Origin of the sequence: Acinetobacter dispersus (genome assembly GCF_009884975.1) — a bacterium.
GTDB lineage: Bacteria > Pseudomonadota > Gammaproteobacteria > Pseudomonadales > Moraxellaceae > Acinetobacter > Acinetobacter dispersus.
Genome location: NZ_CP041970.1, coordinates 1,116,262 through 1,131,271, shown reverse-complemented (window position 1 = coordinate 1,131,271; position 15,010 = coordinate 1,116,262). Strand labels below are relative to the sequence as shown.

Annotated in this window: 14 protein-coding genes; 4 read left to right on the top strand and 10 right to left on the bottom strand. The window is 40.2% G+C overall.

All coding sequences use genetic code 11. From position 1 onward, the window contains the following. Positions 1-65: 65 nt before the first annotated feature. From FPL17_RS05060 to FPL17_RS05020, 9 genes are all read right to left on the bottom strand, one after another. A complete protein-coding gene (locus FPL17_RS05060; protein ID WP_159883675.1) occupies positions 66-512 on the bottom strand; it encodes a YbaN family protein in 447 nt (148 codons plus the stop codon). Positions 513-541: 29 nt separating this feature from the next. After that, positions 542-1,141: a biliverdin-producing heme oxygenase gene (locus FPL17_RS05055; protein WP_159886795.1), complete on the bottom strand. Its 600-nt coding sequence runs from the start codon at positions 1,139-1,141 to the stop codon at positions 542-544. A gap of 31 nt (positions 1,142-1,172) precedes the next feature. Further along, complete coding sequence (locus FPL17_RS05050; protein WP_159883673.1) at positions 1,173-2,090, bottom strand: energy transducer TonB; 918 nt, start codon at positions 2,088-2,090, stop codon at positions 1,173-1,175. A 10-nt stretch (positions 2,091-2,100) separates the two neighbouring features. Further along, positions 2,101-3,591 carry a hemophilin secretion modulator gene (hsmA, locus tag FPL17_RS05045; protein WP_159883671.1) on the bottom strand — a complete coding sequence of 497 codons (1,491 nt, stop codon included), beginning with the start codon at positions 3,589-3,591 and terminating at the stop codon, positions 2,101-2,103. 82 nt (positions 3,592-3,673) lie between these two features. Further along, positions 3,674-4,465, bottom strand: a complete 792-nt coding sequence (locus tag FPL17_RS05040) for a Slam-dependent surface lipoprotein (RefSeq protein ID WP_005212409.1) — start codon at positions 4,463-4,465, stop codon at positions 3,674-3,676. Positions 4,466-4,653: 188 nt separating this feature from the next. Next, positions 4,654-7,836 (bottom strand): hemophilin receptor HphR, encoded by a 3,183-nt coding sequence (gene hphR, locus FPL17_RS05035; protein WP_159883669.1) that lies wholly within the window; start codon positions 7,834-7,836, stop codon positions 4,654-4,656. 170 nt (positions 7,837-8,006) lie between these two features. After that, a complete protein-coding gene (locus tag FPL17_RS05030) occupies positions 8,007-9,014 on the bottom strand; it encodes a FecR family protein (RefSeq protein WP_159883667.1) in 1,008 nt (335 codons plus the stop codon). Next, entirely contained in the window at positions 9,015-9,536 is a 522-nt protein-coding gene (locus tag FPL17_RS05025; RefSeq protein WP_167515356.1) for a sigma-70 family RNA polymerase sigma factor, read from the bottom strand. Positions 9,537-9,687: 151 nt separating this feature from the next. After that, on the bottom strand, positions 9,688-10,545 hold the full coding sequence (locus FPL17_RS05020; RefSeq protein ID WP_159883663.1) for a LysR family transcriptional regulator: 858 nt from the start codon (positions 10,543-10,545) through the stop codon (positions 9,688-9,690). Positions 10,546-10,672: 127 nt separating this feature from the next. On the opposite strand from FPL17_RS05020, the gene FPL17_RS05015 reads away from it, so the two are divergent. Further along, entirely contained in the window at positions 10,673-11,371 is a 699-nt protein-coding gene (locus FPL17_RS05015) for an FMN-dependent NADH-azoreductase (RefSeq protein ID WP_159883661.1), read from the top strand. 105 nt (positions 11,372-11,476) lie between these two features. Here FPL17_RS05015 and FPL17_RS05010 read toward each other — a convergent pair whose 3' ends face one another. After that, positions 11,477-12,172: a type 1 glutamine amidotransferase domain-containing protein gene (locus tag FPL17_RS05010; protein WP_159883659.1), complete on the bottom strand. Its 696-nt coding sequence runs from the start codon at positions 12,170-12,172 to the stop codon at positions 11,477-11,479. 90 nt (positions 12,173-12,262) lie between these two features. Between FPL17_RS05010 and FPL17_RS05005 the strand changes: the two genes are divergently transcribed. From FPL17_RS05005 to FPL17_RS04995, 3 genes are all read left to right on the top strand, one after another. Continuing rightward, positions 12,263-12,676: a MerR family transcriptional regulator gene (locus FPL17_RS05005; protein ID WP_159883657.1), complete on the top strand. Its 414-nt coding sequence runs from the start codon at positions 12,263-12,265 to the stop codon at positions 12,674-12,676. A gap of 128 nt (positions 12,677-12,804) precedes the next feature. Next, on the top strand, positions 12,805-13,611 hold the full coding sequence (locus tag FPL17_RS05000; RefSeq protein WP_159883655.1) for a type 1 glutamine amidotransferase domain-containing protein: 807 nt from the start codon (positions 12,805-12,807) through the stop codon (positions 13,609-13,611). Positions 13,612-13,810: 199 nt separating this feature from the next. After that, positions 13,811-14,857: an acetoacetate decarboxylase gene (locus FPL17_RS04995; protein WP_159883653.1), complete on the top strand. Its 1,047-nt coding sequence runs from the start codon at positions 13,811-13,813 to the stop codon at positions 14,855-14,857. The last annotated feature ends 153 nt before the right edge of the window (positions 14,858-15,010 follow it).

Here is a 15,010-nt window from a genome sequence, read left to right as displayed (position 1 = left end):
CGATAGATAAAAGAGCAAGCCGTTTAGGCCTGCTCAATAATCGTTATCTTGGTGTTAAATCACTTTCAGTCTTTATCTCTCATCCACATCCAGATCAATACGGCTGCCATACACGCCACAAGAGGATAAACGACCCAAGGATGTGGAATGGTCCAGATCATAATCCCCGCAGCGACACTCATACTGAGCGTCGACATGTATTTTGCTTTTTTGGGAATACGTCTATTTTCTTGCCATTCTTTGATGATTGGGCCGATAAAACGATGATTCAGAAACCATTGATGGAGCTTTTCTGATCCTCTTGCCGCAAAGAAAACAGCCAATAAAATAAAGTCAACGGTTGGTAAACCTGGAATAAAAATTCCAAGTATGCCGAGTCCAATGCATAACCAGGCGAGGCAGATAAATAAGAATCGCCACCAAACTGAGCGTGCTAATTTGCTTGCTGGCTGTGGCGGTTGTGACAAAATATCTGTTTTCATCTCATTATCCATGCGATTAATGACCTCCATACCGAGTTATGCCTTTAGTGCTTAATTAATTATTTCAACTCATCGAGTTGAGTTAATGCTTTACCAAAATAGCCAAATGCATCTAAAGCACCTTGTACAACGCGATCTTGTAAGACTTGATCAAAAGCAGCATCATCGAGTGCTTCAACGAAACGTTTCCACACCTTGGCACGTCCTTCTGGATAAGCTGCCAGATTGCGAGCCGCAAATGTTTCAGAGAAGCCTAAGCTTTTTTGAGCTTGTTTAAATAAAAAAGCAGCCCCCAAGGTTGAGCCTTCTGAAACGTAGATCCAACCCAATGCTTCAGGTAATTTGACATCTCCACTTTGTAAGGATTGTCCTGCTGGCTGAATGCCCAAATCTTGCAAATCTGCAAAAGCTTGCTGAGAACGACCACGGATACCGAGATCAGGAATTAATCCAGCGACACTGTCTTGTTCAAAAAGATGCTCAATTTCCTGTTGAAAATAGTATTGAGACAAAGTGAATTGCGCATATTTTTCTTTGCTTGCAAATACATCTGCCTGTGCCATTAAGCGATGCATTCTTTCATGCTCCGCCGCCGTTTCTTGCTTTAAGCGTTGAGAAAGGCTATTGGCAACCATTTGTTCTGTTGCTGCGGTCATCATCATTCTCCTAAAAAAGAATATTACTCATCGGCTAGTGACTCCGACTGAGTTTAAGTTGCACTGGGAAATCAACGACAATAGCCACTGCTTGGCCATTGACTTTGTATGGTTTAAATTTGGATTGTCGCGCTGCGTTTAGAACACGTTCATCTAAGCTGGAAATACCTGAACTTTGTTTTAATTGGATATCGATTGGCTGTCCGTTTTCATTGATACGTAAACGCAACTCCACCATGCGATTTTGTTGTCTCAGTTCCCGATCATCGTAGTTAAATTTTCCAAAACTGAGCACATCAACACTACTGACTTGAACAGGTTCATCACGCTCAACCTGACTTTCAGGGGCTCGGCTTAGTTCCTGTTGTGCTGTGGGTACTTTTACGCCACCAGAGAACGATTGGTTTTCTCCAAAATGCTCTTTCTGTATTTTCTGGTTTTCATTGACAGCAGTAGATTGTTGATCAGCCTGTATCTGTTTTTGGGGTTCTTTTTTTTCTACAGATTGAGCTGCAACAGTTTGTTTTGGTTGTGATGTGACGGAGTGATCTTTTTGACTCGGTTGTTTTTGTTGTACGGTATTCGTTGCATTTTGACTGATGAATATTTTTTGCTCTATGGTCTCAGCACTTTGTTGTGAAGCAGGAAGTTCAGATTCTTTTTGTAAGTGTTGTTGTTTAGAGGGCTGAGTAATAGCACTCTGGGCGGTAGTTTGGGGAGATACCTGTTCTGATGGTGCTAATGATACAAAGCGTACTTTAAGGGCATTTACTTTCGGCGAAGTGGCCAAAGTATAAGGCTCAATAATATGACTCAGAAACCATAATCCAACTAGATGCAGCACAATGACCAGCAATGCTATGAGTGACTTATGATGGGAATGTGCCAAAACCACAATAGATGGTGGTTTTGCTGTCAATTCATAAAGTGGATACTGAAGCTTTGATTTCATCGTCATCTCCCTAAAAACGATGTTCAAGCTTTAAGCTGACATTGTGTTTATCATAGGAATACAGCCAGTCAACATTGCTACTGTTGTGGTTATAACGATAAGTCAGATTTGGCGTCACACCATAAAATTTAAATCGAGGTATTTGCACCACGAATGTATAATTTTGTTCAAAATCATGACGACGGGCTTGTAGACTTTCGGCATATCGATCAAACTGGCGCCAGCGATATGAACTGAATAACGTTGTATTCAATCCGACATTCCAAGACTTGCTCAATCCTAAACGGACACCTTGTTGTTGATAGGCCGCCATGTACTTTTCTTGCGTGTCATGATCAAGTACATCTAGTCCACTAAATAATGTCCATTGTTTGGGTAGAATCTTCCAAAAGGTGAACATCGCTGAGCTTTCTTTACCATCTAGCGTTTTATATTTTTGATAGTCCAGATCTTTGATTTCAGCTTCCAGCTTGAATGCTTTGTCTGCAGCAATAAATCGCATCCATTCAGCACGTGCCCCCCATGCATTGTATAAACCATCATTGGCATAACGTTTATGTTCAAACAGTGGTGCAATACTGATCTGATTTTTTAAATCAAAAAAACTATAGCCTGCATTAATATTCAAGGTCGATTCGTTATAGTCAGCCTGATCATCATAGGATTGCCCATAGGCTAAACCACGTAAGGAAACGCCATGGTTGCCATAGAGAGAAAAGCGTTTGATTAAACTGGCTTCATAATCCATACCCGTTGCTGATGCTGCTTTGGGGCTGCCACGTCTAATTTCTTGAATGGGGGTCGCATTGCCCTTGTCATCAATGCCATACAAGGTCCATGTTTTGCTTTGTTCAGAAGAACTATTCAGATTTGTGGCATAGGATGGACCTATCGCGACACTGCCTTGCCATGAATCCCGCTGCTCCAGGGCTTTGACGAACAGATTAACCGTTTGTTCTACTTCTGGTGGTATCACCGCACGATCGCTTTGTCCTAACTTGCTCTGAATTGATGTAAAAAGGCGTGCTGCTTGTTTGTTCTTCTGCTGTTCAAACAGCACGCGCGCTAACTCTAGTTCACAAATCAGATTATTCGGTTGTTTATTGAGACTGCTTTGAAATTTTTGCTCTGCTAATTTGAGCTGTCCCTGAGCACGTGCTAACGCACCTTCGGCAAAATCCGTTAAAGCCTGATCGTAGCCTTGATATTGCTGATAATGTTTTAAATAAACCGCAGCATTGCCCCATTGTTTTTGCATAACCGCCAAATATAAGGCTTTCGCGAGGTCATCTTGATTTTTTTCAACTTCAAATACTTGACCATTAATCACAATATTGGGCAGTTCATCCGTGCTCCGAATCGCACCTTGTTGTTGTAGTTGATGCTGTTGTTGTAATAAATTTTGATCTAAGCTTTGATTCAGGCGAAGTTGTGTCTCATCATCTGCATAAAGTGATGAACTCGCCAATAAAATCAAACAGCACAGCAATGTTCTTTTCATAAAAACCGTAAAACACAAAATAAAATCATCAAGTCTTAAACAAGAAAAAGGAATCTACAGTTGTAGATTCCTTTTGCCATAATTAGTTCTTCGCACCGCCAAATGCAGTGTTATAAGAAACATTGTCAAATTTCGCGATACCCGCTAAAGCAGCCGCATTTGCACCAAAGAAATGCCCCTGAACAATACCTGAGTCATTTAAGCCAGCTGTACCATTTGCAATTGCAAATCCACTAAATGCAGCTGAACCTGGATTAAACGTCACACCATCAAGTGTTACGTTTGAAACGGTTGTACCTGTTCCAGCTAATGAGCCTTCCAAAGTACCTGCACCAAAGTTCGCTGTGAAATTACCACTTAGCAGATTAGTTGCTGAGCCATTAATCCCTGCAACGGTATATGTTGCAGTACCTGCAGTTGGTACTGTGGTATTGGTATTGTCACCCGCGTAATAAACCGTATGGCTTGCGCTTGCAGGTGTATCGCCTGCTTTCCACCATTCACCGAAATAAACTTCCTGTGTGCCGACTTGACCAAAATTAAAATTACCTAAAGCACTGTGTGAAGGCGGCATTGCAGATACAGGAATATGGGAGATATTAAATGTCTTGGTACCTACAGTGACATTAGTATTACTTGTGCCTTGCGCAGAAAATGCTTGCGCTAAACCTTTTAGTGAACTAAAGCCTGTAAAAGCGTTATATGGCGCACCTGCAGCCTGCACAGAAACTGCAGCTGCACCACCCGGATGACTGGTACTTGCTGCCGCACCGACTTTGATATTTGCTTCATTGCTAGAAGCACCTTCAATACCTGCATGAGCAAATACAGCAGAACATGCAACGAGACCGATGAACAGTTGAGAGATTTTCATTTATTGTTACTCCATTTTTCTAAAGCTAAGTTGTTGTTTCAATGAAGATAACGATATAGTTATCTTTTTAGTTGTATGAGCAGCTGGGATCTATAACTGCTCTTTGGTTTTGTAAATAATAATCATTCAAATTAATTATTTACGCCCATCTAATTCCCGCTTTTTAAAAGAGGAAATTAAATTCTGTGTTAAAACTTAGTGGTCCAGCTGACTTTCAGCGTGCGGCCTGGTGCAGCCATTGCACTCCGAGTGAGTGGATCGATATAGAATTGGTTTGAAAGGTTATTTCCGACAAATTCTACTGTGTTATAGGTATCAACTTGATAACGTGCATAGGCATCAAAAATCCAGGTGTCATCCCAAGCTAACGGTACATTGAGGTAATAGCCTTTATTGATACCCGCATCGTTATTTTTACGTAGCGGACTTTCATAGCCTTTGTAGAAGGTTGCTCGTGCGCCTAGTTCCAATCTTTCATCTAGAAAACGTGCGCCCAATAATGCATGTGCGCTGAGTTCAGGTGTCGACATGGTGACAAGATAACCATTAGGAAAACCATCGTCGACACACCGTTGATAAGCATCACGGAATTGGATGCCTTGATCCGTTTGTACCGTTCCACTGTTAATCATTTTATCGATGGCACTATTGGTATCACAGACTTCATTTTTGAGGTTATAAGCCAAGCTCAAATCGCTAAAGAAAGCACCATTATCAAAACGGCTTTGCAGTTCTAAACCAGAAAGCTTCTGCTCATCCATATTGGTGAAAATCAGATTTTGATTTCGCTCAATCACGTTTTTGGTTTTGTTGTAGTAATACGCCAGTTTAATATCGGCATTTCGTGCTGAGCTTAACCAATCACGCATGTCATAGACATAACCCACTTCATAATTAAACGCATGTTCGGGTTTAATCGCTTGATATGGCATCATCGCAGAGAAACCGACCGTACTTTCAAATAAGCTGGGTAAACGATACTCTTCTGCATAACGGACATAGAGCCGATTATTATCAGTTAAGTGAATGGATGCACCGAGTTGAGGAGCCCAACCACTGTCTCTTACTTTCTGCGCTGACTCAATTGGAACCTGTTCAATCACCGCAGGGCTAAGATTGCCATTTCCAGTAATTACATATTTTTGACCTAAGGCATTCAGTCGATCTAATACATTATCAGCCAAAGCCAAATGACCATTTTCATCTGCTTTCCAGGTGAGCGTATTCTTCTGTGTCCAAATGAGGTTATACAACTGTGTTTCCGATGCAGGAACACTTTCTAACTTTCCATCCCAATCTGGATTTTTGGTGGCATAACGCTGTGAGAACCGATCTAACATACGCTGCTGCTGAGCATTGTAACTTTCAGGCATTGTTACATATTCAAAGCTATATTCTTTGAGTTTACTTTTCTTGGTAAATAGTGGGTTTAATGCAGGATCAACCCCATCTCTTAGAGATTTATTTAAGAAATCATCAAAAGCCCAGTATGAGCGATAGCGCATACCTGCATCAAAGCTTAGCCAAGAGGCTGGTTGATAGTTAAAATTAAAATCAAAGGTTTTTTCTTCACGGCGGCCCGCACGCGGTAAAGCCTGAAATAGGCTATACATTGGGCCATATTCACCATAGACATCATCAGAGGTCAGTTTTTCTTTTAAGAAGCTTCCGCCCAAAGTTAAATTGAGTTGATCTGTTAATAGAGCTTTATTGCTGATATTAATGCCCTGACGTCGGTTGTCAGAATGGCTAATGGCCGTATTGATAATGCGATTGTCTCGAAAATCGATGGTTGTTGGCCAACCACCGCGTGTATAGGTCTGGCTTTCTGTATCGGTCTGCCAAATATTGGCGTAGAAATCGACCCACTGATTAGTTTCAGGTTTGAACTTATACTCCAAGCTATAGGCCTTGGAACGAATATCACTAAGAGGCCACTGAGGTACACCAATTTCAGGTGTCAAACCCCACTCAATCCGTGAAGGCATGATCTCACCAAATCTATTTTTGGTATCTCGATAAGTAAGTTTTAGGGCTTGCTCATCAGTTGGTCGATAGTTTGCTTTAAATAACCAAGACTCCATTTGACTAGAGGTATTCGGAACTTCATCACCAGGTTTATAGGAATGTGCAAAATAAGGAATAAAATCGAGGTTATTGCTCGGTTCTGCCCGTTTATAATAGCCCGAACCGTGTGTACCCGAAAAATAGTTGCCACGTTCACGAACAGCATAAACCGCCAGTAAATCAAATTTATCCTGCTTCATTGCCAACGCCAGTCGACCTGCTAGATCATCCCCCGAGAAGTTAGAATTATCATTTTTAGTTCGGTTCTTCTTGTATATGTCGGGATCATACTTTTTACCCTCCACATCATTCCAAGGCGTCGTATCATTATAATTCTTGCCGACCTTGCTCATGTCTGGTAACGATGGGTCAATAGAGTTGGTTGAGCCTTCTACTTTTAATTCTGCACCAAAGGTTTGACCTGGACGAACAATATCATCTGCTTCTAAGGTCTTGACCACCACGCCACCACCGACTGAGGTTGTGGTATTTCGCTCTAATGATGGCCCTTTAATGACTTCAATACCCGCAATTAGATTCGGATCGATATAATTTCGGTTATTTACGCCATTATAGCCACGCCATACTGCAATCGACTGTTCAGTTCCATCGATGGTTAAAGGTACTCGACCTACACCCTGCACACCACGAACACTTGGATCTAAAGCACCACTATTACGGGCATCACCACTATAAACCCCAACCATCCCTTGTAAAACATCGGCTGGATTGGTGCCTTTAAAGCGCTCAATATAGTCTTTTCCTGCATAGACAGAAGACCGATTGGCATCGTAAACTCTATTGCTGCCCTGAGTATCGCGATCTTGTTGACCATAGACCACAAGTGGGGTCAAACGAACCGAAACTTCATCATCCTGAGTCTGCGCAGATGCTGTGCTCACCACTGCATTCGCAGCAACAGAAGCGGTATTGGCACTTTGAGAGGTCTTTTTCGCCAGTGTATAACCCTGTCCGGCTTTGACTGCATAAAATGCTGAAGATGCTAAAATATGTTGAAAGCCTTGCTCTAATGCATAATTGCCTTTTAATCCTGAACTGTATTGACCTTTTAATTGTTGTGCATCAATCGCAATTGAAGTCCCAGATTGTTCAGCAAATTGATTCAATACATTGGCTAAGGTTCCCGCTGGGATATTGTAGGCTTTTGTTCCAACTGTTTCTGCATAAGCCGATTGTAAAGGTAAAGTCAGACTACCAATACAAACTGTATGTATTGCAAATGCGAGTGTTGAAAATCGAAATAAGTTCCGATTACGCATTTGACCCTTTCCAACGTTCTTCATTTTGCCGCCCCAGTAAATGTAAATAAGAATCATTAAACTTGTTAAAATAAAATGATCCCAAATTTATTGCTTCTACTTACTATGACGAACAGCTTTAAAAAAAGTGGAACCTAAATTTTAAAAAAATAAAAACTTTTTAAAATGCGTTCATTTGACAATGAATATACCAACTATTTTTTTAATGAAATAACAATGAGATAAGGTGTAATTTGATATACCTTTAAGTTGGGAAATACTGTTGCTAATAATTTAAGTGCATCCTGTGTTTGGTCTAATGGCAACACCGCATTTACTTGGATATCTTGTAATGCTTCGGCATTAAACAAGATTTTGCCTTTATAGTTTTGATCTAATTCTTTTAACACCTGATCGAGCGGTAAATCTTCTACCATCAATTGATGTTTATTCCATTTTTGTTGTTCATTATAAATATTCAGTGCGGGCAGTGACTGCACGCCATTTTGATTCATACTGACAGCTTGTCCCGCGCTTACAATCACTTGCTGGTTGGCATATTCATTCGCTGCAGCTTGTACACGAACTCGCGAATGCAACATTTTTAACTCTGTTGCCGAAGGTCTAAAAGCCACACTAAATGCCGTTCCAAGCGCTTGTATCTGTCCATGTTTGGTTTTGACTAAAAATGGGCGATTTGGATCTTTGGCAACATCAACATAAATCTGCCCTTGCACCAATTCGACCACTCTTTGCTTTGCTTGGAAATCAATATTGACTGCACTCTTGCCCCGCAGAATTAAGCGCGAACCATCTTGTAAGGTTTGTGTTGTCCACTGCGCCGAATCGCTTTGAATATCAGCGCTGATATAAGCAATAGAAGTATCAGACACATAAAGGAAACTACCACTGATGATAACGAATGCAATCGCAAATGCACTCCCCGCACGAACATGCTTATATGCTTTTGCAGACCCCAAACCTGCTTTAAGTGCTGATTGAACCACTTTTTTATGCTGTGCCGTTTGAGATACTTTTTGGATTGAGCGAATACACTGCTCGATATCAGCTGCAATTTTTTGATGTTGCTGGCTGTTCTGTTTCCATTGATTAAAGTTTAATTGTGCATTTTTTCGGGTCGACTCATCATCTGAACTTAACTGCACAATCCATAATGCAGCCTCTTCAACCAATTGATGATGCACTTGTTTATCGATTGCCATTTAAATGCTGACATCCATTTCTAAACGAATCAGATAGCAGCGCGCCAGACAGTTTGCTAGATATTTCTGAATCATTTTGGTTGAAACACCCAATCGTTCTGCCGTTTCCTTATGAGTATAACCTTCAAGGTAATGCAAAATGAATGCTTGTTGTGCTTTAGCAGAGACATCTTCCAATGCTTTACAAAGCTGGTCCAACGCCTGAATAATCTGCATTTGATCTTCTGGCGAAGCAACCACATCCAGCATGTATTCCATCTGGCTCAAGCCATCTAAATAAGCCTGTTCAATGCGTTTGCGACGGACTTGGTCGATGAGCAAGTTTTTTGCTATTGAAGTAAGATAAGCGCGAGGTTCTTTAATGCCCAGCAGTTCATCGCGTGTTTGCAGTAATTTGATAAAGGTGTCTTGCACCAGATCAGCAGCTTGCTCAGTGTTGCCTATTTTTTGTCTCAACCATTGATGAAGCCAGCCTCTATGGTTTCTGTATAACTGATCTACAAGCATAGGGGTTTTGTTCACAATCATTTGACTCAAAACAAAGTGTGATTAAATGATAATTATTATCATTTATAAAATCAAGAAAGAATCGCACAAACTTTAGTTGACTGTTATTTTTATAAGCACAAGTTCAATATTCCACTGCTCTTAGAATACAGTAACAAGCAATAATTTATTGATTTAACAGTGCTTCTATCCACAAAATCAGTTCATTCATATGCCGATTTCTACGCTTAAATTGTTCTTTGTCTGGAATGTAATAACATAGTTCGGATTGCACACTTTCAGTTACTAATGATTGCATCAATTTTGCCTGTATTAGTCGACTGACCAATGTGTTTGAGCAAAATACCAATCCATTGGCCATCATTGCTTCTTGAATACCAAAAATTTCTTGGTCAAAGTGCTGTACAGTTATATTTTTTTCCTCAAAAGTATTTTTCTCAAGCCATGTTTGCAATGGCGGTTTAGGCAAATTCTTATTTTTCCATTCTGTGTTAAACAGCGTAATCGACTGTTCAGCCCAATTCTCTGTATATAGCCCTATGGCTGCAAATACATTAAATGACTCATGTTTAATAATGTCTGTAGTGGAAACCGATGCAACAGCCCCATAGCGAATTGGCAGTGCATACAGATGATTTTCCAAACTTTCACCTGTAGAGATCTCAAGCTCGATTTCTGGATGGAGTTGTGAAAAGGTCTGCATGGCTGGAATCAAAATCATTGCTGCCAAGGATGACGTTGTGGTGATCTTAATCACTCGGCTGGCGGTACTCACCTCTTCTAAAGCATCTTCAATAGTCCGAAATCCTTTAGATATTGCGATCGCTAATTTTTCGCCAGTCTCTGTTAAGCTGATTTTTCGAACCTGTCGATAAAACAAATCCACATTTAAGCGGCTTTCCAAATTGCTGACGTGATGAGAAATGGCAGTTGGTGTCAAAGACAATTCTTCCGCAGCCAATTTAAAACTGCCTAAACGAGCAGCAGATTCAAATGCTTTCAATGCTTGTAAAGAAACCTGCATTTTCAACACTCCATAAATAAGTTTTATAGATGAATTTAACTCATTCATAGCTGCAATTTACTGGTTTGTCCAGCCAGTTATGATCTCTTAAGATGAATTTATCTTTTAATTTCTAGAGTGACTCATCATGACAACCCTATTACATATTGATGCCAGTGTTCGAGCAGCTTTCAATCCGAATCCAAGTCATAATTCCATTTCCAAAAATATCGCAAAACGCTTTATTGAGACTTTACAACAGCAACAAGTGATAGATGAGTATATTTATCGTGATGTAGGCATGAATCCACCCGCTTTTATTAATCAAGACTGGATTGGTGCTGTGTTTAGCCCTGAAGAAAAAAGAACAACCGCGCAAAAGCAAATCTTAGCCTTATCTGATCAATTGATTGCCGAAGTTGCAGCAGCCGATCTTATCGTGATTTCATCACCGATGTATAACTATGGTATGCCTGCACAATTAAAAGCGTGGTTTGATCAAATTATCCGTATTAATAAAACCTTTGACTTTGACCTTGCGCGCGGAGACTTTCCACTCCAACCTTTACTGTCAGGTAAACGCTTGGTGATTATCACGTCAAGTGGAGAATTTGGTTTTGATGCCGATGGTATTCGCACCAATCAAAGCCATCTTGTGCCGCATTTACGTACTTTAAGCAAATATTTAGGGGTTGAGCATATTGATGAAATTGCATCTGAATATCAAGAATTTGCAGATATTCGCCATCAAAAATCTTTAGACAATGCATTGAATCAAGCAGAAACACTCGCAACAGAATTAGCACTTTTTTCAGCAACGAAAAAGCGCGTTGCATGTGGAATATGAATAATCTCGCTATCTAAAATTACTACAAGATCAATGGATTGAGTTTATGGATAAGGTGATTCTTATCGCTCACTTTATCCATTTTCTGTTTTAATGATGAAAAATTCATGATTTAGCTTCTAAAGCATGAATTATCGAAAATGCGGTAACACGTGCAGAAAATGGATTCTGTCCTGTAATCAGGTTCTCATCACGCACCACATTGGGTAGAAATGGAATGAATTTTCTTTGATAAAGTGCGCCACGTTGTTTTGCCAGTTCTTCAGCATTATAAGGTACTTTCTTTGCCACACCAGCCAATACCTCTTCACACCATGCAAAGCCTGTCAGCTTTTTCCCTTGAATTAAATATTGTCCATTTGATAACTGAACATTGAGCAATCCACAATAACCATGGCAGACACTAGCAACAATGCCACCATGTTCATAAATATTTTTGGTGATGCTCTGCAATTCAGCATTGTCTAGGAAGTCCCACATGACCCCATGCCCACCGGTGTAATAGATTGCGTCATAATCTTGCCAGTTAATCTCAGAGGGCTGTTTGGTGGTTTCCAAGAGTTGCATAAAAACGGGGTCATTTTTACGTTTAAGCACAGAAGCATCGGCAACAAAACGTTCTAATGATTTAGGTTCTATCGGCGAATGTCCTCCGTTTGGGCTAACAATATCTTGAATATAGTGTTGCTTTTCAAACTCATCATAGGCATGCGTCAGTTCCCCTAACCATAATCCAGTTGGACGATCAATACCCTCATATTTAGAGATGTTAGTTACCACATGGAGAATACGTTTTGACATCTTTCACCTCTGCTTTTTGATTTATTTTTAATCTTGCTTTTGCATCACTATAAGCTTAAAGTTTGCTTTAATGTCAAGAGAAAATCAGTAATGAATATCAGTGAATTATCTAAACAAAGTGGTTTAAGCACCCCAACCATTCGTTATTATGAGCAAATCAAGCTATTACCGAAGGCTAAACGCAAATCAAATGGCTATCGGGAATATAGTGAAAATGATCTCAAACAGCTATTCCTGATCCAACAAGCACAGCAAGTTGGCTTTTCTCTGACAGAAATTAAAGCGTTTTTACCATCGAATGTCTCTTCATGGAATCATGACATTCTCATTAGCTTGCTCGAAAGCAAGATCAAAGATATTGAAGAACTAGAGCAAAAACTGGCAGTGAGTAAGCAAAATCTGCAAATGATGATTGTGGCGATCAATAGCAAACCAGATGAAATTACCTGCGAAGAAAATGCACAGCGTTTGCTCAATCTGTACTATACCAATGACAAAGCTTAATACGTCAATTATCAGTTTTTAAGCTGCAATCACAAAGACTAACTCATAAAGAAATCTGCAAAAGTACTTGACCTTAAACCTCACTTTAAACATAGCATTAACCTCAGGTATCAAATGAGGAACCTGTCATGTTTAAAGTTTGGAACTTTGCAAAGTGGTTGATTGGCATTTTTATGCTCATATTCATCAGTAATATGACCTATGCAACCGAAACTGCTCAACAACACGTACAAGCTAAGCCAAAAGGCAAAATTTTGGTGGTGATGACCAACCACTCAGCTTATCCAACTCGATCAGATACGACAGGATTGTGGCTAACTGAACTCACCCATTTTTATGACATTGCACAAGCAGCTGGCTATGACATGGATTTTGTCAGTCCACAAGGTGGTGCTGTACCGCTAGATGAACGTAGTCTTAAGCCAATTTATGTTGATCAATCAGCAAAAAAGCACTTGGCTGATCCCCAATTTATGCAACGCTTAAGCAATACACTAGCACCCAATGCCATTGATACTTCCCACTATAAAGCGATTTATTACACGGGTGGACATGGCACCATGTGGGATTTTCCCAACAACCAAGACCTAAAGCAGATCAGCGAAAAGATTTATCAGCAAGGTGGTGTTGTATCGGCAGTATGTCATGGTGTAGGTGGATTATTGCCGCTTAAAACCCAAACTGGTCAGCCACTCATTGCAGGTCGTACGGTTACAGGCTTTGCTAATGTTGAAGAAACCTTGTCTGGGATAAAATCTCAAGTTCCTTTCTCCTTACAAGATGGATTGGTCACACGCGGCGCAAAGTATAAGCGTGGCTTTTTACCCTTTACATCTTATGTGATTACCGATGATCGAATAATCACTGGGCAAAATCCACAATCCAGTAAAGAAATTGCTGAAGCTGTTGTCAAACGGTTAAAAACTTTGAATTAAAATCGTTAATAAAAAGCCAGCTCAAAACAGCTGGTTTTTTTATCAAATTAAATTGACCTAAAACCCTCTTTTGCCCTCAATTGAATATCTGATCCATTCAGCTTCCTCTGTTGATTGATTTTCTTCCTCTGAAAACGCTTGACCTTAAAGTGGGCTTTAATCTTAGCATTTCATGTAGGTTAATAGGAGGAACATCAACATGTTCAACAATTTTGCTTTAACTCGTAACATCGTTACGATATCCATCGGCTTATTACTCGGCACAGCAAGCTATGCAGCTGAGGCCCCAATCAATGCCACCACGAGTAATATTACTGCTCCAAATGCAAAGCAAACGACTGTCGTTGAATTTGGACCTTATAAAGTCGCTGTACCTAAAGGTGGCTATTATGATCGCTTCCGCATGAATCCAAACTTAGATGAAGTTGCAAAAGATCCTGCAGCAGGCAATATTGATTACTTCCGTACGATTCCTAAAAAGCTGGTTGATACCCGAGTAGGTAAAGTCTGGTCACCTAATTTTTATTATCGGACCAGTAATGTTCAAGTATTGATGTTAGCGCCTATTGCAAAATTAAAAGCTAAGCTCCCCGCTCCACTTCAACCTTTACAGCCACTTCCTGGTTATGGCTTGGTTTCACTGACTTTCTTCTCTTATGCCGTGGGGGATGTCGATCCCTACGATGAGGTTTCTGTTGCCATTGTGGTTCGTCAGCCTGGTGCACATCACTTTAATAGCACTGAATTGTTAAGCTCTATGCGAAATCATACTTATTATGGACATGTACTGGCCTTGCCTGTTGATACAGAAATCGCCCGTGTTCGTGGCGTTTATGGTTATCAACTACCTAAGTGGTTAACCCCAATTGATATGAAAATTGGTAGCCATGAGCTGCAAGCCCATATTTTTAATACCGATGGCAAACCTGATTTAAGTCTAATTGCGCCTCTACCTAAAATAAAAACGGTAAAGCCGCAATCACGGATTGAAACCAAAACTATGTATCAGTTGGTTGATGGTAAATGGCACAGCACTTCTGTGGAATCGAATACCCTTGCATTTGGACAGAAGCTATTTCCTAAAAATGTGCAACTTGTTCGCAGCGGCGGCCCGCTGAGCAAATTACTTGATGACTTAGGTGCAAACAAGATATTACGTTTAGATGTAGTAAAAGATGCTCAATTAGCACTTAATATGCCCGTTCCTTTTCCAGCATTAGATCAAGCTAAAGAAAATACAAAATAGATATATGAGAAAAAAATCCGCTTTCTGAATAAAGCGGATTTTTTATGATCAGAAACCACTTTTTCCTTTCCAATGTTTTTAATTGCTTGCCCATAAAAAGCCAATTACAGATTGTTCTGCAATTGGCTGTTGTTCAATCTATTAGCTAAGTAT